This window comes from Actinomadura darangshiensis, assembly GCF_004349235.1.
GTDB lineage: Bacteria > Actinomycetota > Actinomycetes > Streptosporangiales > Streptosporangiaceae > Spirillospora > Spirillospora darangshiensis.
In genome coordinates this window covers 35,728-53,000 of the sequence record NZ_SMKY01000031.1, presented here as the reverse complement: position 1 = coordinate 53,000, position 17,273 = coordinate 35,728, and the positions used below count along the sequence as shown (strand labels likewise).

16 protein-coding genes are annotated in these 17,273 nt (G+C 72.6%); 4 read left to right on the top strand and 12 right to left on the bottom strand.

Annotated elements, in window-relative coordinates; genetic code table 11:
- Both E1293_RS10045 and E1293_RS10040 read right to left on the bottom strand, forming a co-directional pair.
- Positions 1-626, bottom strand: a 626-nt coding sequence (locus E1293_RS10045) for an IclR family transcriptional regulator (protein WP_132196214.1), incomplete at its 3' end; no start/stop codon positions are given.
- 28 nt (positions 627-654) lie between these two features.
- Positions 655-1,473: an alpha/beta fold hydrolase gene (locus E1293_RS10040; protein WP_132196212.1), complete on the bottom strand. Its 819-nt coding sequence runs from the start codon at positions 1,471-1,473 to the stop codon at positions 655-657.
- Positions 1,474-1,544: 71 nt separating this feature from the next.
- On the opposite strand from E1293_RS10040, the gene E1293_RS10035 reads away from it, so the two are divergent.
- A complete protein-coding gene (locus E1293_RS10035) occupies positions 1,545-2,498 on the top strand; it encodes a helix-turn-helix domain-containing protein (protein WP_132196210.1) in 954 nt (317 codons plus the stop codon).
- Between the two features lie 10 nt (positions 2,499-2,508).
- Here E1293_RS10035 and E1293_RS10030 read toward each other — a convergent pair whose 3' ends face one another.
- The 5 genes from E1293_RS10030 to E1293_RS10010 all read right to left on the bottom strand — a co-directional run bounded on the left by E1293_RS10030 (position 2,509) and on the right by E1293_RS10010 (position 7,209).
- Positions 2,509-3,159: a response regulator gene (locus E1293_RS10030; RefSeq protein ID WP_132196208.1), complete on the bottom strand. Its 651-nt coding sequence runs from the start codon at positions 3,157-3,159 to the stop codon at positions 2,509-2,511.
- A complete protein-coding gene (locus E1293_RS10025; RefSeq protein WP_243716138.1) occupies positions 3,152-4,330 on the bottom strand; it encodes a sensor histidine kinase in 1,179 nt (392 codons plus the stop codon). The genes E1293_RS10030 and E1293_RS10025 overlap by 8 nt, the downstream gene beginning before the upstream one ends.
- On the bottom strand, positions 4,321-5,061 hold the full coding sequence (locus tag E1293_RS10020; protein WP_132196206.1) for an ABC transporter permease: 741 nt from the start codon (positions 5,059-5,061) through the stop codon (positions 4,321-4,323). Before E1293_RS10020 ends, E1293_RS10025 begins: the two co-directional genes overlap by 10 nt.
- A gap of 1 nt (position 5,062) precedes the next feature.
- The gene (locus tag E1293_RS10015) at positions 5,063-5,968 is read right to left on the bottom strand and encodes an ABC transporter ATP-binding protein (protein WP_132196204.1); all 906 of its coding nucleotides are present in this window, start codon (positions 5,966-5,968) and stop codon (positions 5,063-5,065) included.
- A gap of 98 nt (positions 5,969-6,066) precedes the next feature.
- Positions 6,067-7,209 carry an acyl-CoA dehydrogenase family protein gene (locus E1293_RS10010; protein ID WP_132196202.1) on the bottom strand — a complete coding sequence of 381 codons (1,143 nt, stop codon included), beginning with the start codon at positions 7,207-7,209 and terminating at the stop codon, positions 6,067-6,069.
- Positions 7,210-7,281: 72 nt separating this feature from the next.
- On the opposite strand from E1293_RS10010, the gene E1293_RS10005 reads away from it, so the two are divergent.
- Positions 7,282-7,860, top strand: a complete 579-nt coding sequence (locus E1293_RS10005) for a TetR/AcrR family transcriptional regulator (protein ID WP_132196200.1) — start codon at positions 7,282-7,284, stop codon at positions 7,858-7,860.
- A gap of 46 nt (positions 7,861-7,906) precedes the next feature.
- On the opposite strand, the gene E1293_RS10000 is transcribed toward E1293_RS10005, so the two are convergent.
- The 4 genes from E1293_RS10000 to E1293_RS09985 are packed head-to-tail and all read right to left on the bottom strand — an operon-like array spanning position 7,907 to position 11,728.
- Positions 7,907-8,521, bottom strand: coding sequence for a GTP-binding protein (locus tag E1293_RS10000; RefSeq protein ID WP_132196198.1), 615 nt, complete (start codon positions 8,519-8,521; stop codon positions 7,907-7,909).
- Complete coding sequence (locus E1293_RS09995; RefSeq protein ID WP_132196196.1) at positions 8,502-8,879, bottom strand: DUF742 domain-containing protein; 378 nt, start codon at positions 8,877-8,879, stop codon at positions 8,502-8,504. The genes E1293_RS10000 and E1293_RS09995 overlap by 20 nt, the downstream gene beginning before the upstream one ends.
- A gap of 6 nt (positions 8,880-8,885) precedes the next feature.
- Complete coding sequence (locus tag E1293_RS09990) at positions 8,886-9,323, bottom strand: roadblock/LC7 domain-containing protein (protein WP_132196194.1); 438 nt, start codon at positions 9,321-9,323, stop codon at positions 8,886-8,888.
- A complete protein-coding gene (locus tag E1293_RS09985) occupies positions 9,320-11,728 on the bottom strand; it encodes a sensor histidine kinase (RefSeq protein WP_132196192.1) in 2,409 nt (802 codons plus the stop codon). The genes E1293_RS09990 and E1293_RS09985 overlap by 4 nt, the downstream gene beginning before the upstream one ends.
- A gap of 435 nt (positions 11,729-12,163) precedes the next feature.
- Between E1293_RS09985 and E1293_RS09980 the strand changes: the two genes are divergently transcribed.
- Positions 12,164-13,684 carry a M20/M25/M40 family metallo-hydrolase gene (locus E1293_RS09980; RefSeq protein ID WP_132196190.1) on the top strand — a complete coding sequence of 507 codons (1,521 nt, stop codon included), beginning with the start codon at positions 12,164-12,166 and terminating at the stop codon, positions 13,682-13,684.
- Positions 13,685-13,744: 60 nt separating this feature from the next.
- Here E1293_RS09980 and E1293_RS09975 read toward each other — a convergent pair whose 3' ends face one another.
- The gene (locus E1293_RS09975; RefSeq protein WP_132196188.1) at positions 13,745-14,575 is read right to left on the bottom strand and encodes an LLM class F420-dependent oxidoreductase; all 831 of its coding nucleotides are present in this window, start codon (positions 14,573-14,575) and stop codon (positions 13,745-13,747) included.
- 63 nt (positions 14,576-14,638) lie between these two features.
- Here E1293_RS09975 and polA point away from each other — a divergent pair, with 63 nt between their 5' ends.
- Positions 14,639-17,272: a DNA polymerase I gene (gene polA, locus E1293_RS09970; RefSeq protein WP_132196186.1), complete on the top strand. Its 2,634-nt coding sequence runs from the start codon at positions 14,639-14,641 to the stop codon at positions 17,270-17,272.
- The last annotated feature ends 1 nt before the right edge of the window (position 17,273 follow it).

The window sequence follows — 17,273 nt, the reverse complement described above, 5'->3', positions numbered from 1 at the left end:
CTCCCGCCCGGCCCCCGGATCGGCACGGCGATGCCGGTCGCCCGCTCGTCGATGAACCCGGGGCAGAACGCGACCCCGCTCCGGCGCAACTCCGCGACCAGGGCGCGCAGCCGTTGCGGTTCCACCACGGTGCCGGCCGTGTAGGCGATGAGGTCACCGGACAGGACGTCCTCCAGCAGTTTGGGCGAGGCATGGGCGAGCATGACGAGCCCGCTGGACGAGGCGTGCAGCGGCAGCCGCCCCGCGATCCGCGTCACGTTGATCACGGAGTTCGGCATCGAGAGCCGCTCGACGAACAGCACCTCCCGCCCGTCCAGGACGCCGAGCTGCGTGTGGTGGCCGATGACCGCGTGCAGGTCCTCCATGAACGGCATCGCCGCCTCGCGCAACCCGAGCGTCGGTGCGGCCCGCGACGCCAGCTCCCATAGGCGCATCCCGACCCGCACCCGCCGCTGCTCGTCCCGCGCGAGCAGCCCGTGCTCCACGAGCTCTCCGACCAGCCGCGACACGGTGGCCACGTGCAAGCCGGTCCGCCGCGCGATCTCCGAGACCGACAGCACCGGATGATCCGGTTCGAACGCCGCAAGGATCAGCACGGCCCGCGTCAGAACGGACTCACGCCCCATCCGCCCAGTATCACGCCGGCCGTCCCCTCTACGCCGTGAAGAACTCGCCGAGGGCCTGTGCGATCTGGCGAGGAGCGGCCTCCGTGGGGATGTGGTCCGCGCCCGGGACGCGTATGAGCGTGGTTCGCGGGATCTCCGAGGCGAACTTCTCGGCGTACTCCACCTTTTCGAAGCCGTCGTCCTCGCCCCAGATCAGCAGCTTGGGCACCGTGGACCGGCGCAGCGCGGGAACGAGATCAAGGGTGTGGCGATTGTCGGCCGCGCCCGCCATGGCCAGCCAGGAGCGCCGGACCCGCGGATCACGCCACGGATCGGTGTAGTCGGAGACCAGTTGCTCGGTGGCGGCGCCGGCCAGCGCCGCCGTCACAGCCTGCTGGCGGGCGGCGAGAAGTTCGTCCGCGGCCTCCGGGTCCCGGAAGCGGGCCACGTGAGGCGCGGGCCAGGAGTCGTAGAGGACCGAGTTGACCAGGGCCAGCCGGGGCACCTCCAGCGGGCCGCGGGCGAGGAGATGCTGGGCGACGGCGCCGCCGATGTCATGACCTGCCACGGCGATCGGCCCGGAGATCTTCAGCGCGGCCGCGAACCGCGCCACCCAGTCGGCGAGGGCCGGGACCGTGGCCGTCTCCAGAGTGAGTTCGCCTCCCGAGCGTCCCAGCCCGGGGAGATCGACCGCGATCGGCCGCAGCCCCGCGTCCGCGAGCCGGCCCAGCACCGGAAGCCACACCCGGCTCCAGTACGTTCCGTGCAGCAGCAGCACGGCCGGGCCGTCCTGCTCCACGGTCAGGTAACTGGCCTTCTCCCCGTCGACCTCGACTTCGGTCCTCAGCGTTCCAGCGGTCTCACTCATGGGTCCACTGTGACCGCGCTCCACATCTCCGGCGGAGAGTCCAGAAAGACATCCTTAGGTATATTCGTGCCATGGACCGTCATCGAGTGGTGGCCCTGCTCAACCCGCCCCAGTCGCCCTTCGAACTCGCCTGTGCCGCCGAGGTCTTCGGCACCGGCCGGCAGGACGTGCCCGGCCGCTACACCTTCCGGATCTGTGCCGAGAGCACCGGCCCTCTGGCGACCACCGCGGGCTACGCGATGCACGTCGACGCGGGGCTGGCGGTCCTGCAAGAGGCGGACACCGTGGTCATCCCCGGCTGGCAGCCCGCCGGGGCGCCGGCGCCGCCGGCCGTCATCGAGGCGCTGCGGGACGCCCACCGGCGCGGGGCGAGGATCGCCGCCATCTGCACGGGGGCGTTCGTCCTCGCTCAGGCCGGGTTGCTCGACGGCCGCCGCGCCACCACCCACTGGCGCCACGCCGCCATGCTCGCCGCCGCCTTCCCCGAGGTGCGGGTGGACCCGGACGTGCTCTACATGGATCACGGCGACGTGGCGACCAGCGCCGGAACCGGTGCGGGCATCGACCTCTGCCTGCACCTGGTCCGTTCCGATCACGGCGCCGCCTACGCGGCCGAGATCGCCCGCAACATGGTGCTGCCGCCGCACCGGGAGGGCAGCCAGCTCCAGTACGCGACCCGGCCGTCCCCCACCTGGGCAGACGAGTCGCTGGCGCCGACGCTGGATTGGGCCGCCTCCAGGCTCGGCACCCGGCTGACCATCGCCCGGCTCGCCGAGCGCGCCGGCCTGTCGACCAGAACTCTGGCCCGGCGGTTCAACGAGCAACTCGGCACGAGCCCGGGACAGTGGCTGCTCGGCCGGCGCCTCGACGAGGCGCGGGTCCTGCTGGAGCAGACCGACCTTCCGGTGGAGAGCATCGCCGCCCGGGTCGGACTCGCCTCCGCGGTCAACCTGCGACGACACTTCCGGGCGCATCTCGGCACTACGCCCGGCACCTACCGGCGGGTCTTCGGCGAGACCCGGTAGGCGGGAACCGTCAGGGGAGGAGGTGTTTCTCGTAGGCGGTGGCGACCGCCGCGGCTCGGTCTTTGACGTCGAGTTTCGCGTAGATGTGGGTGAGGTGGGTCTTGACCGTCGCCTCGCTGATGAAGAGCTCGGTGGCGATCTCGCGGTTGCTCGTGCCGCGGGCCACCAGGCGCAGGACCTCCAGTTCGCGGGTGCTCAGCGAGTCGCCGCGGGGCTCGCGCACGCGGGACACGAGGCGTGAGGCGATGGCCGGGGACAGGACGGTGCGGCCTTCGGCGGCGGCGCGGACGGCGTCGAAGAGGTCGTCGCGGGGGGCGTCCTTGAGGAGGTAGCCGGTGGCGCCGGCCTCGATCGCCGGGATCGTGTCGGTGTCGGTGTCGTAGGTGGTGAGGACGAGGACCTTGCAGGGGAGGCCGCGGCGGGCGAGTTCGGTGATGGCCTCCACGCCGCCTCCGCCGGGCATCCGCAGGTCCATGAGGACGACGTCGGGGCGGAGCTCGGCGGCGAGCGCGACGGCTTCGCGGCCGTCGGCCGCCTCGGCCAGGACCTCGAACCCGCTGGTCGCGGCGAACATGCCGCGCAGGCCGTCCCGGACGACGGGGTGGTCGTCGACGATGAGCAGCGTGATGTCGGCGGTGCCGTCAGCGGTGCCGTCAGGCATGGCGGATCAACGGTACGCGGGCGGAGACGGCCGTGCCCCGGCCGGGTTCGGACTCGATGGTCAGGGTGCCGGCGACGCGCTCGGCGCGCTCGCGCATGGCGGTCAGCCCGAAGCCGCCGGTGGATCCGGTGAAGCCGCGGCCGTCGTCGCGGACGTCGAGGGTCACCTCGTCGTCCATGTAGGAGAGGGTCACGCCGACCCGGTCGGCGTGCGCGTGTCGGGCCGCGTTGGCGAGGGCTTCCTGCGCGATGCGCAGCAGCGCGGCCTCCAGTTCGTCGTGCAGGGGTTCCGCCGTCCCGGTGACGGTGAGGCGGGCCCGGCCTTCGGTGATCTTCTTGAGGGCTTCGGGGAGCGCGTCGTGCTCCAGGTGGGTGGGCGCGAGGTCCCGTACGGAGCGGCGGGCCTCGCGCAGGCTCGTCCGGGCGAGGGCGGTGGCGCGGCGGACGTGCTCGCTGTCCTGCGCGGCCTGGAGCTGGGTGATGATGCCCGCCAGGCCCTGGGCGATGGTGTCGTGGATCTCGGCGGCCAGGCGGCGGCGCTCGTCGCTGACCCCGGCCTCCCGGGCCTGGACGAGGAGCTGGGCCTGGAGGCCCGCGTTCTCGGCCATGGCCTGCTCCAGCCGGGCGTTGGCCCGTTCGAGCTCGGCGATGGTCTCGGCCTGGACGCGGGTCCGCTCGGCCTCCCTGTCGGTGAGCCGGCCGAAGATGGCGATGAGCCCGGCGTTCAGGGCGAGGAGGCCGGCGAACACGGCCGCCTGGGCGAGGCCGTCCGGCGGCAGCCCGCCCGACTGGGCGCCCGCCATGGTGACCGCCGTGATGAAGGCTCCGGCCAGGGCCCAGCGGCGGGTCAGGTAGTGCGCGGCGTCGAAATACCCGAGGACGGCGTAGACGCAGAAGAACGGGTTCAGCCAGGAGAGGACGAAGGAGAGGACCGTCCGGGGCCAGAAGTAGACGGGCCCCGGGATCTTCCCGCCGGCGTGCACGATCTGGAGGGCCAGCGCCGTGACCAGGAGGGGCGCGGCGGCCCGCTGCTCCGCCGCCGACATGACCTGCTCCCGGATGGGCAGGGCGAGCAGGGTCGCGAGGGCGAGCAGGCCGAACGGCCCCCAGCGGTAGAACCGCTCCCACTGCTCCTGGATCGTCGCCATCGAGACGGTTTCTCCTACTCCCACCGGAACCAGCGTACGGCGGCGGCGACCAGGACGGCCGCCCAGGCCGCGGTGACGCCGAGGTAGGTCCAGTCGGGCCAGTTTCCGCCGGCCGCCTGGTTGAGGGCCTGGGACGCGGCGCCGAAAGGAAAGTACTCGACGATGTGCCGCAGCAGGCCCGGCATGGACTGGACGGGGGCCCAGACTCCAGCGACGAACATCATCGGGAAGAAGACGATCGAGCCGACCACGGTGGTGGCCTTGGTGGTGGGCGTGACCGCGGAGACCACGGCACCCAGGGCGAGCGCGCTGAGGGCGCCGAGGAGCAGTGCCAGCAGGTAGCCCGGAAGGTCGCCGGGCAGCGCCACGTCGAAGGCGAGCCTGCCGACGGCGATGACCAGCAGCGCCGACCCCAGGGCGGCCGCGAAGTGCAGGACGATCTGCGCGGCCAGCAGCGAGCCGGGCCGCACGGGGGTGGTCGACATGCGGCGCAGGATGCCGCGCTCCCGGTAGCCGGACAGGACGGGCGGCAGCGCCTGGATCCCCGCCATGATCATGGCGAGCAGCACGGTGACCGGGACGTACAGGTCGATGACCCGGTCGCCGCCGAGCCCGGGGTCGGGGTCCCGGAACGACGGGATCAGGCCGAGGATCGTCAGCAGGATGGTCGGGAAGGCGATGATCCAGAACAGGGTGAACGGCTCCCGGAGGAAGAGCCGGAGCTCGGCCTTGAGGACGGCGGTGGACGCGGGCACGTCAGTTCTCCTGCTCTGCGGTGAGTTCGAGGAAGGCGTCGTCCAGCGTGGAGTCGGTGATCCGCAGCTGGTGGGCGGTGACCCGGTGGCGGGCGAGCAGCGAGATGACCGCGTTGACGGTCGCGTCGGTGCCGTGGATGGTGAGCCGGCCGTCCCTGCGCTCGAAGGTCGTGGCCTCGGGCAGGCCGGTCAGGTCGCCGTCGTCGAGGGGCCGGGACGGGGTGAAGGCGAGCACGGTGCCGCCGGCGCTGCGGCGGATCAGGCCGGCGGGGGAGTCGAGGGCGGCGACGCGGCCCTGCTTGAACACCGCGATCCGGTCGCAGAGCTGCTGGGCCTCCTCCATGAAGTGGGTGACGAGCAGGACGGTGACGCCGGAGTCGCGGACCTCCTCGATCAGCTTCCAGGTGTCGCGGCGGGCGCGGGGGTCCAGGCCGGTGGTCAGCTCGTCCAGGACGACGACCCGGGGGCGGCCGATGAGGGCGAGGGCGATGAACAGGCGCTGCTTCTGCCCGCCGGACAGCCTGCCGAAGCGGGTGGTGAGCTTGCCGGTGATGCCGAGGCGCTCGGCGAGTTCGCGCCAGTCCGCCGGCCTCGGGTAGAAGGCGCTGTAGAGCTCCAGGGCCTCCCGCACGGTCAGCTTCTCCTGGAGTTCGCTCTCCTGGAGCTGGACGCCGAGGATCGCGGTCAGCTCGCCGCGGTCGGCACGCGGGTCGAGCCCGGCGACGCGGACGACTCCCGCGTCGGGCGCGCGCAGGCCCTCCACGCACTCGACCGTCGTGGTCTTGCCCGCGCCGTTCGGGCCGAGGATCCCGAAGATCTCCCCCTCGTCGACGGCGAACCCGATGCCGTCCACCGCGGGACGGCCGCCATAGGCCTTGCGCAGGCCGTTGACCTCAATGATCGACATGCTTCGAGGATCGCCGCGGGCGGTGCCCGCCCGCATCGCCCGAGCCGCTCGTCCGGGCATCAGCCGATCGGTTGAGGCCGCCCTACGACCCCGGGCCCCTAGCGGGCCAGGTGGCGGGAGATGACCAGGCGCTGGATCTGGTTGGTGCCTTCGAAGATCTGCATGACCTTGGCCTCGCGCATGAAGCGTTCCGCGGGGAAGTCGCGGGTGTAGCCGGCGCCGCCCAGGACCTGGACGGCGTCGGTGGTGACCTTCATGGCGCCGTCGGTGGCGATGAGCTTGGCGATGGACGCCTCGCGGCCGTACGGGCGGCCGGCGTCCCTCAGCCGGGCGGCGGAGAGGTAGGTGGCGCGGGACGACTCGACGGCGGCGGCCATGTCGGCCAGGACGAAGGCCAGGCCCTGGTGGTCGATGATCGGCTTGCCGAAGGCCTCGCGGTCCTTGGCGTAGGCGACCGCCGTGTCGAGGGCGCCCTGGGCGAGGCCGGTGGCCACGGCGGCGATGCCGAGGCGGCCGGAGTCCAGGCCGGCGAGGGCGATGGACAGGCCCTGGCCCTCGGAGCCGATCAGGTTGGCGGCGGGGACGCGGGCGTCGACCAGGCGGACCGTCGCCGTGGTCGAGCCCATCAGGCCCATCTTGTCCTCGGGCTCGTCGAACTCCAGGCCCGGGGTGCCGGCGGGGACGTGGAAGCAGGAGATGCCGCGGGTCTTCTCGCCGGAGGTGCGGGCCATCACCGTGTAGAAGTCGGCCTTGCCGCCGTGGGTCGTCCAGGCCTTGGCGCCGTTGAGGACGTAGGAGCCGCCGTCGCGGACGGCCTTGGCGCGCATCGCGGCCGGGTCGGAGCCCGCGTGCGCCTCGGAGAGGCAGTAGGCGCCGAGCTTCTCGCCGGACAGCATGCCGGGAAGCCACTCGGCGCGCTGCTCGTCGCTGCCGTAGGCGAAGAGCGGGAAGCAGGAGAGGGCGTGCACGCTGACGCCGACGCCGACGCTCGCCCAGGCGGCGCCGATCTCCTCCAGGACCTGGAGGTAGATCTCGTAGGGCTGGCCGCCGCCGCCGAACTCCTCCGGATAGGGGAGCGTCAGGAGCCCCGCCCGCCCGAGGGTGGCGAACACCTCGCGCGGGAACGTGCCGGTGCGCTCGGCGTCGGTGACGTGCGGCGCCAGTTCCTTGGACGCGATCTCGCGGGTGAGCGCGATCAGGTCCTCGGACTCGGGGTTCGGAAGGTGCCGGGTGGCGGGCATGGCGGGCTCCTTTCGGCCCGCTCAGAGTACCAAAGGCAGTACTGAAGAACTTATTTTGGTACTGTCGCCACCATGACCTCGGTGGACGAGCGGGCCACGCGGGCCTCACGGCGGCGGGAGGTCCTCGTCGACCGGCTCATGGGCGTCTTCCTGGAGCGCGGCTTCGCCGAGCTGGGCGTCGCGGATCTGGCCGCCGTGCTGCGCTGCTCGAAGAGCACCCTGTACTCGGTGGCGGCGAGCCGGGAGCAGATCATCGTCGCGGTGGTGCGGGCGTTCTTCCGCCGCGCCACCGAGCGCGTCGAGGCCGTCCTCGACGGGAGCGCCGATCCGCGGGAGCGGGTCGGCGCCTATCTGCGCGCCATCTCCGGCGAGCTGGCGCCCGCGTCGGCCGCTTTCTTCGCCGACCTGGACGCGTTCGCTCCCGCACGCGAGATCTACAAGCGGAACACGCGGTTCGCGGTCCGGCGGGTGCAGGGGCTCGTTCGGGAGGCGTCCTCCGGCGCCGGCACCGACGCCGCGTTCGTCGGTGCCGTCGCCGGGCAGGTGATGGAGTCCATCCACCGCGGCGAGATCAAGGCGCAGACCGGCCTGGACGACTCGGCCGCCTACGCCGCGCTCGCCTCCCTCATCGTCGCCCGGATGGCCGGCTAGCGAGCCCCGGCGGCCGCCGCGCGGCTCAGTGCCGGGCCGTGCGGAGTCACTGCCGGGCCGTGTGGAGGGCGTGCTCGACGAGCGCGACCAGCACGCCCCGCGCCACCTCCCGGCTCCGCACGTCGCACATCATCACCGGGACGTCCGGGTCGACGTCGAGGGCGTCGCGGATCTCCCTGGCGGTGTAGCGGCGGGCGCCGTCGAACTGGTTCGCGGCGATGACGAACGGGATCTCCCGCTGCTCGAAGAAGTCGATGGACGCGAAACTCGTCGTGAGCCGCCGCGTGTCGACCAGCACGATCGCGCCGACGGCGCCGTAGGCGATCTGGTCCCACATGAACCAGAAGCGCTCCTGGCCCGGCGTCCCGAACAGGTAGAGCCGGACGCCGCCGGAGAACGTCAGCCGGCCGAAGTCCATCGCCACGGTCGTGGTGGACTTGCCCTCGACGCCGCCGAGGTCGTCCACTCCCACCGACGCGTCGGTGAGGGTCTCCTCGGTGCGCAGCGGGCGGATCTCGCTCACCGCGCCGACCAGGGTCGTCTTGCCGACGCCGAAGCCGCCGGCCACCAGCACCTTCAGCGTGTGCAGGGGGACGTCCTCGTCCTGCCGGTGCGAGGCCGGCGGGTAGGACGCGGACTGCTCAGAGGCGGCGAAGTTCATCGAGCACTCTCATCAGGATGCGGGGGTCGGGACGGTCGGTCGGTTCGGCTGCCTGCGGGACCTCCTCGATCAGGCCGTACTGGTGCAGGTCCTCCAGCAGGATCTGCACCACCCGGAACGGGAGGTCGGTCTCCGAGGCGAGGTCGGCGGGCGTCGACGGACGCCGGCACAGTTCGAGCAGCCGGCGCTGCTCGCGGGACAGCCACACGCGGTCGCCCGGGGTGCGGCCGGTCGTGACGAGGATCGTCACGAGGTCGACGACGAGCCCGCGGGGGCGGGTGCGCCCGCGGGTCATCGCGTACGGCCGCACGACCGGGCCGGCGTCCCGCCCGATCCAGCGCTCTCTCGGAGTCTCCACGGCCGCTCAGCCCGACGCACCCGGCCGCAGCGACGCGTCCTCGGACCCGGTGCGCGGGGACGCCGCCAGCGCCCGCCGCACCCGCTTGATCAGCATGGTCGTCTCGTAGGCGACGAGTCCGGCGTTGCCGCCGGCGTCGCTCAGCACCGACAGGCAGCTTCCGTTGCCGGCCGGCATGACGAAGAAGAGCGTGTCGTCCAGCTCCACGACGGTCTGCCGGACCTGCTTGGCCGAGAAGTGCTCGCGGGCGCCGTTGGCCAGGCTGTGGAAGCCCGACGACAGGGCGGCGAGGAACTCCGCGTCCTTGCGGGTGACGTCCCCCGAAGCGCCCATGACCAGTCCGTCCCTGGACAGCAGGACGGCCTGGCGGACCTCGCCCACCCGTTGCACCAGATCGTCGAGCAGCCAGTCGAGCTCGCCGGTGGCGTGGCCCTGCCGCGTCATATGTCCCCCCGTTCGTCGCGTGGATCCAGATCGCCTTGCTCGTCGTCGGCGACCCTGCCGCGCAGCCATCCTGACTGTAGCGAGGCCATCAGGTCGCGGCTGAGCTCCGGACTCGGCTCCTCGAAGTCGTCGTCCGCCGGCTCGGCCGGTTCCGGGTGCCTGGCCACCGGGCGCCTGCGCAGCTGAGGAGCCAGGTTGCGCTGCCGCACCCGGCGCGGGAGCCGGCCGGTGACCTCGCTGTCCTGCGCCTCGGCCGGTTCCGGCTCTTCGGCCGCCGGCCGGGCCCGGCCGTTGGTGCGGCCGGGCGTGTTGAAGGAGACCGGCGGATCGGCCGCGGCGGGCGGGACCGGTATGTCCGGCGGGCCCGCCTGCGCCGGCCCGGCCGGACCTGGCAGTGCGGGACGGGCCGGGCGGCCGAGCCGCGCCGCGCCGCCGCCGTTGGCCCCGGCGGTGACCGCCTGCGCGGCCCCGGCGCCGGGTGTCCGCAACTGGTCGTCCGGGACCACCAGGGCGTGCGGGACGAGGACGATCGCGGTCGTGCCCCCGTACGGGGAGGGCTGCAGGGAGACCATGATCTCGTGCCGGGCGGCGAGCCGCGCGACGACGAACAGGCCGAGCCGCTCGGTGTCGACCAGGTCGAACTCGCCGGCGTGGGCGAGGCGCCGGTTCAGCGCGTGCAGCTCGTCGGGCTGGAGGCCGATGCCGCGGTCGATGACCTCGACCGCGAGGCCGTTGGCGACGCTCTCGATCTTGACGGTGACCTCGGTGGTCGGCGGGGAGTAGGCGGTGGCGTTCTCGATCAGCTCGGCGAGCAGGTGGATGACGTCGGCGACCACGTCCCCGGTGACGGCGGCCGCCGACGCGCCGGTCACCTCGATCCGGGTGTAGTCCTCGATCTCGGCGACCGCGGCGCGCACGACGTCCTCGGCGGCGACCGGGTGGTCCCAGGCCCGCACGGTCGGCGAGCCGGACAGGATGACCAGACCCTCGGCGTGCCGCCGCATGCGGGTGGTCAGGTGGTCGAGGCGGAACAGGTCGTCCAGCTCCTCGGGGCTGGAGGCGCGCCGCTCCATCTGGTCCAGCAGCCGCAGCTGCCGGTGCAGCAGGGACTGGCTGCGCCACGACAGGTTGACGAAGACCCGGTTGATGCTCGCGCGCAGCTCCGCCTCGCCGATCGCGGTGCTGATGGCCGTCCGCTGGACCGTCTCGAACGCCTCGCCGACCAGGGCCACCTCGCGGGTCCGGCCGCCCGGCGGGCGGGGCGTCTCGGCGTCCAGGTCGACCCGGTCGCCGCGCCGCAGCCGGGCGACGACGCGGGGCAGCCGCTCGTTCGCCAGCTCCTGCGCCGACCGCTGGAGCCGCCGGAGCTCGCCGGCATGCCGGCGGGCGAACAGCAGGGACAGCACGATGGAGGCGATCACGGCGGCCAGCCCGACGCCGCCCGCCAGGTAGACCCGCAGCATGATCCGCTGGCCGGCGGGGTCCACCTCGTCGTGCTGGAGCAGCTCGCCGGCCTTGAAGGTGGTGCCGAGCCACACCTGGCCCGCCGCCTTGGTGGCGGCCTGCCACCGCTGCGGGTCGGGGGCCCGGCCCTGCTGCACGACGGCTTCCTCAAGGGCGACGTAGTCGGCATAGGCGGGCGAGTCCACCAGCCCGCTCATGGTCTGCGCGATCTGGCCGTCCAGGCCGATCTGCCCGAGGCCGAGCAGCTCCGCGCGGGCGCCCGCCCAGCGGGCGAACGCGGCCCGCGCGCCGGCCTTCAGCCGGTGCCCGCGCAGGCTGGTCAGCAGCAGGTCCTCGCGCAGCATGAAGTCGCGCGCCCAGTACATGTACAGGACGCCGTTGGTCTGCTGGTAGACCCCGATGTCGTTGATGGTCACCAGCGTGGTGAGCAGCCGGACCGTGTTGTCGAAGACCTGGCTGTAGGCGTTGACGGCCTCCAGTACGCCGACGTTCCGCGCGGTGATCTGCGACCGGACGCTGGCCAGCTGGTCGAACTGGTTGGCGACGTTGCGGGTGCGCTGCAGCACGTCGTCGGGCATCTGGTCGGTGGCCGCGGGGGAGAGCGCCGCCTTGCGGAAGACGTCCACCGCGCGGTCGGTCTTGCCGATCAGGTCCTTGAACCGCTGCATGTTCGCGGTGGTCGGCGACGTCAGCGCGGTGATGCCGGCGTCGCGCTCCTCCTGCACCGCCTGCATGGCGAGGTTGGACGGCTGGCCGACCCGGTCGTGGTTGTCGGCGTAGCGGAAGCGCGTGAGGGCGTCGTCCACCGCCGGAACGGCCGAGAACGCCCACAGGGCCACGAGCGAGACCAGCGGGATCGCCAGCAGCAGGACGATCCTCCGCCCGATCGGATGTGTTCGCGGACGCCCGTGCGATCCGTGCACCTGTTCGGGACTCGACAACGGCCCACTCCTGATCGTCGGCGGCCACCTGCGAAAGTTCCCGCAGCATACTCACGCCGTTTTGTCCGCGGCCAGTGGCCTCACCTGCTGGAACACGCGAACGGCGGAAATGTGCCGCCCGTGGTGAGGCGCGGGCCCGCGGAGACCGTGGTTTCCCGGACCTTTCCCCCGTACTCGCAGGTCACGATGTGCGCGAAGGCGGCCATTCCGGCCCTGACCTTGGAATCGACTTCCGTCATGAGTGCCGTGAGCGATACCAACGGTGGAGGCGGCGGAGACGGACGGTAATCGTGGGGCAGGACGTCGATCTTGTTGGCCGGGTTCGGCGATAGGCCAATATTGGCCGTTCTGATGCAGAGTCGTGTCTTGTTGCACGAAATGACGCATGTCAGGCTCTGGGGTACTTTGTCCCCCCCATCAAACGGAGACCGAGTCATGCGCAGAGCCGCGCTAGCCGTTCTCGCCGGGCTGTCGCTCACCGCCGCCACCGCGGCCGCGACGCCCGCCCAGGCCGCCGGGCCGGCCCAGTCGAAACTGGCCGGGCTCGTCACGCTGAAGAACGTCCGCCACCACCAGCTGAACCTGCAGAAGATCGCGGACGCCAACGGCGGGAACCGGGCCGCCGGGCTCCCCGGCAACAAGATCACCATCAAGTACATCGCGGACCAGCTCAAGCGGGCCGGATACAGCCCCACGATCCAGGACTTCGAGTTCGACTTCTGGCAGGAGCTGTCCGAGCCGGTCTTCGCCCAGACCGCGCCCGAGTCCAAGACGTTCGCGCCGCACACCGACTACGAGACGCTGCAGTACTCCGGTACGGGCGACGTCACCGCTCCCGCCAGCCCCGTCGACCCGGGCGCCACCGGCACCGGCAGCGGCTGCGAGGCCGCCGACTTCACCGGCTTCCCCAAGGGCCACATCGCGCTGATCCAGCGCGGCGGCTGCTTCTTCTCCGTGAAGGCCGACAACGCCATCGCCGCCGGCGCGACCGCCGTCGTCATCTACCAGCTCCCCACCGAGCCCGGACCGGTCGGCGGGACGCTGACCACGCCGTACGACATCCCGGTGGTCGGCCCGACGAACGCGGTCGGCGCGGCCCTCGTCCAGCAGGCGCAGAACGGCGGCGTGACGCTGCGGGTGAAGACCGACACCCTCAACGACAAGCGCACGGCGACCAACGTCATCGCCGACACCCCGCGCGGCAGGGCCGACAACGTCGTGGTCGTCGGCGCCCACAACGACAGCGTCACCGCCGGGCCCGGCATCAACGACGACGGCTCGGGCACCGCGACGCTGCTGGAGATGGCCAAGCAGATCCACAAGCTCGGCGGCAAGGTGCGCAACCAGGTCCGGTTCGCGTTCTGGGGCGCCGAGGAGGAGGGCCTGCTCGGCTCGCAGCACTACGTCGACAGCCTCCCGCAGGCCGAGCGCGACAAGATCGCGCTGATGCTCGACTTCGACATGCTCGCCTCGCCCAACTACGTGAACTTCGTCTACGACGGGGATGACAGCGCCGGCGAGAACAACGTCGAGCCGCCCGCCGGGTCCGGTGCGATCGAGAAGGCGTTCAACGACTACTTCGCGAAGCGGAAGCTGGCCACCGACCCGACGCCGTTCAACGGACGATCGGACTACAACGCCTTCATCACCGCGGGCATCCCCGCCGGCGGCATCTTCACCGGCGCCGAGGGCATCAAGACCCCCGAGCAGGCGAAGGTCTACGGCGGCGAGGCCGGGGTGGCCTACGACCCCTGCTACCACGCGGTCTGCGACCGCTACGACAACGTCGACCTCAAGGGCTTCGACCACATGATCGACGCCACGGCCGCGGTCACGCAGCTGTTCGCGCACAGCACCCTGACGGTCAACGGCAACGAACTCGCCCGCAAGCAGGCGCAGGCTCGGCCGAACGAGCGCACGGTGCCGGACGAGATCGGCCTGTACGCGACCCGGTAACGACCCGCTCTCCGAGGGACGCGCCCCGCGCCGGGCGCGTCCCTCGCCATGCCGGCCGGTCTAGCGCAGCGCCTCGGCGACCGCCCGCAGGCCGGGGCGCGGGTCGGCGTCCCGCTCGGTCAGCACCTGGACGGCCACGTGGTCGGCGCCCGCGTCCAGATGCGCGGACACCCGCGCCGCCACCGCCGCCGCGTCGCCGTGCGCGATCAGCGCGTCCACGAGGGCGTCGCTTCCGCCGCCCGCGACGTCGTCGGTGAAGCCCAGCCGCTTGAAGCTGGCGACGTAGTTGCCGAGCGCGAGGTAGCGGCCGAGCATGTCCCGTCCCAGCGCGCGGGCCCGGCCGGGATCGGGGTCGAGCACGAACTTCTGCTCCGGGGCGAGGAGCGGGCCGTCGCCCAGCGCCTCCCGCGCCTGCCGGGTGTGCTCGGGCGTGGTCAGGTACGGATGGGCGCCGGCGGTGCGCTCCGCGGCCAGCCGCAGCACCTTCGGGCCGAGGGCGGCCAGCGCCCGCCCGCCGGCCGGGACCTTCGCCGCGTCCAGGTCGTCGAGGTACCGGACGATCGTCTCGTAGGGGCTGCGGTACTCCTGCGTCGCCTCCGGATGGCCGATGCCGACGCCGAGCAGGAACCGCCCGCCGTGCGCCTCGTTGAGCCGGTGGTAGGACGCGGCGACCTCCGCGGCCGGCGTGTTCCACATGTTCACGATGCCGGTCGCGATCACGATGCGGTCGGTGGCGGCGAGGAGGCGGTCGGCGATGCCGAGGTCGCCGGTGGGCGAGCCGCCGATCCAGACCGCCCCGTAGCCGAGGTCCTCGACGTCCTTCGCCAGCCCCGGGTCGAGCAGGCTCCACGGCCGCCATATCCCCAGCCGGCCCACGTTGATCTTCGTCATGTTCGCTCCCAACAGATCGTCCGCCCGTTTCATGCCCCGTTCCCGGGTGCCAGGATGTGACGCATGACCGACCGGCCCCGCCTGCTGCTGCTCGACGGCCACTCGCTGGCCTACCGGGCGTTCTACGCGCTGCCGGTCGAGAACTTCAGCACCACGTCCGGGCAGCCGACGAACGTCGTGTACGGGTTCGCGAACATGCTGGCCAACGTGCTGCGGGACGAGCGCCCGACGCACGCGGCCGTGGCGTTCGACGTGTCGCGGCAGACGTTCCGCGCCGAGGCGTTCCCGGACTACAAGGCCACCCGGTCGAGGTCGCCGGAGGAGTTCGGCAGCCAGCTGCCGGTCCTGGACCGGCTGCTCGCCGCGATGAGCCTCCCGGCGCTGCGGGCGCCCGGCTACGAGGCCGACGACATCATCGCCACCCTCACGACCGCCGCCGAGGCCGACGGCATGGACGTGCTGATCGTCACCGGCGACCGGGACGTGCTCCAGCTCGTCAGCGACGGCGTCACCGTCCTGTACTTCTACCGGACGGCCTCGGAGATGGTCCGCTACACGCCCGCCGCGGTCCAGGAGAAGTACGGCCTGACCCCGGCGCAGTACCCGGACTTCGCGGCGCTGCGCGGCGACCCGTCCGACAACCTGCCGAGCATCCCCGGCATCGGCGAGAAGACGGCCGCGAAGTGGGTCCGCGAGTTCGGCTCCCTGGACGCCCTGCTGGACCGGGCGGACGAGGTCAAGGGCAAGGCGGGGGAGAAGCTGCGCGCCGCGCTCGGCTCGGTGCGGCTGAACCGGCGGCTGACCGAGCTCGTCCGCGACCTGGACCTGCGGGTGACGCCGGACGACCTGCGGCGGCGCCCCTACGACCTGGCGGCCTTCACGACGCTGCTGGACGAGCTGGAGTTCCGCAACGCGAGCCTCCGCCAGCGCCTCTTCGCCGCCGAACCGGGCGGCGGCCGTCCTGCGGAGGCGGCCCGGCGGGAGCCCATGGAGGGACGCGAGCTGGGCCCGGACGAGCTGGCCGGCTGGCTCCGGTCCCGCGCGACCGGCCTGACCGGGCTGGCCGCCGACCACACCTGGGTGCGCGGCGCCGGCGACATCGCCCGCATCGCGCTCGCGACCGGCGACGACCACGCGGCGTCGTTCGAGCCGGCCGGCCTCACCGAGACGGACGAGCGGGCCTTCGCCGGCTGGCTGGCCGACCCCGAACGGCCCAAGGCGCTGCACGACGTGAAGTCGCTGATGCGCGTCTTCGGCGAGCGCGGCTGGCGCCTCGACGGCATCGCCACCGACACCGCGCTGGCCGCCTACCTGCTGCTGCCCGGCCTCGCCGCCTACGGGATCGCCGATCTCGCGGGCCGCCACCTCGGGCGGCGCCCGTCCGCCGAGGGTGCGGCGGGGCTGATGCTGCACGCCCGCGCCGTCCTCGACCTGGCCGGCAGGTTCGCCGCCGACCTGGCGTCCACGGGCATGGACGAGATCCTCCGGGACGTCGAGCTGCCGCTGTCGCATCTGCTCGCCCGTGCCGAATGCACCGGCGTCCACGTCGACGCCGGCCTCCTCCGCGAGCTGGAGGCCCACTTCGCGGACGCGATGGAACGCGCCGCCGACGACGCCGCCGGCATCGCCGGGCGCCGCTTCAACCCGGGCTCCACGAAGCAGCTCCAGGAGGTCCTGTTCGGCGACCTCGACCTGCCCAGGACCAAGAAGATCAAGTCCGGCCACTCCACCGACCTGGACGCGCTGACCTGGCTCGCCACGCAGACCGACAACGGCCTGCCGGAGGTCCTGCTGCACCACCGCGACCAGGCCCGGCTGCGCACCACGGTCGCCGGGCTGATCCGGGAGATCGGCGCGGACGGCCGCATCCACACCACCTTCCAGCAGACGGTCGCCGCGACCGGGCGGCTCACGTCCACGGAACCGAACCTTCAGGTCATCCCCGTCCGCACCGAGGAGGGGCGGCGGATCCGCCGCGCGTTCCTGCCGGGCGGCGGCTACGAGTCGCTGCTGACGGCCGACTACGGCCAGCTCGAACTGCGCGTCATGGCGCACCTCTCCGAGGACCCGACGCTGCTGGCCGCGTTCGCGTCCGGCGAGGACCTGCACGCGACGATGGCCGCGCGGGTCTTCCAGGTCGCGCCGGACGCCGTCACCCCCGACATGCGCCGCAAGATCAAGGCGATGTCGTACGGGCTCGCCTACGGGCTGTCGGCGTTCGGCCTGGCCAGGCAGCTCGGCATCCCGATGGCGGAGGCGCGCCCGCTGATGGACGCCTACTTCGAGCGGCTCGGCGGCGTCCGCGACTACCTCGGCGAGGTCGTCGCCGAGGCCCGCGCCACCGGCTACACCCGCACGATCCTCGGCCGCCGCCGCTACCTGCCGCACCTGACCAGCGACAACCGGCAGCGCCGCGAGACCGCCGAGCGGATGGCGCTGAACGCCCCGATCCAGGGCTCCGCCGCCGACATCGTCAAGATCGCGATGCTGCGGGTGGACGGGGCGCTCACCGCGGCCGGGCTCGCCAGCCGCCTGCTCCTCCAGGTGCACGACGAGATCGTCCTGGAGGTCGCACCGGGCGAGCGGGACGCGGTGGAGCAGATCGTCCGCACCGGCATGACGACCGCCTACCCCCTCATGGTCGGCCTGGAGGTCGCCGTCGGCACCGGCGCCGACTGGAACGACGCGGCCCACTGAG

Coding starts and splice junctions, on each gene's coding strand:
- E1293_RS10040 (WP_132196212.1), bottom strand. CDS start 1,473: ATGAGTGAGACCGCTGGAACGCTGAGGACCGAAGTCGAGGTCGACGGG.
- E1293_RS10035 (WP_132196210.1), top strand. CDS start 1,545: ATGGACCGTCATCGAGTGGTGGCCCTGCTCAACCCGCCCCAGTCGCCC.
- E1293_RS10030 (WP_132196208.1), bottom strand. CDS start 3,159: ATGCCTGACGGCACCGCTGACGGCACCGCCGACATCACGCTGCTCATC.
- E1293_RS10015 (WP_132196204.1), bottom strand. CDS start 5,968: ATGTCGATCATTGAGGTCAACGGCCTGCGCAAGGCCTATGGCGGCCGT.
- E1293_RS10010 (WP_132196202.1), bottom strand. CDS start 7,209: ATGCCCGCCACCCGGCACCTTCCGAACCCCGAGTCCGAGGACCTGATC.
- E1293_RS10005 (WP_132196200.1), top strand. CDS start 7,282: ATGACCTCGGTGGACGAGCGGGCCACGCGGGCCTCACGGCGGCGGGAG.
- E1293_RS10000 (WP_132196198.1), bottom strand. CDS start 8,521: ATGAACTTCGCCGCCTCTGAGCAGTCCGCGTCCTACCCGCCGGCCTCG.
- E1293_RS09990 (WP_132196194.1), bottom strand. CDS start 9,323: ATGACGCGGCAGGGCCACGCCACCGGCGAGCTCGACTGGCTGCTCGAC.
- E1293_RS09980 (WP_132196190.1), top strand. CDS start 12,164: ATGCGCAGAGCCGCGCTAGCCGTTCTCGCCGGGCTGTCGCTCACCGCC.
- E1293_RS09975 (WP_132196188.1), bottom strand. CDS start 14,575: ATGACGAAGATCAACGTGGGCCGGCTGGGGATATGGCGGCCGTGGAGC.
- polA (WP_132196186.1), top strand. CDS start 14,639: ATGACCGACCGGCCCCGCCTGCTGCTGCTCGACGGCCACTCGCTGGCC.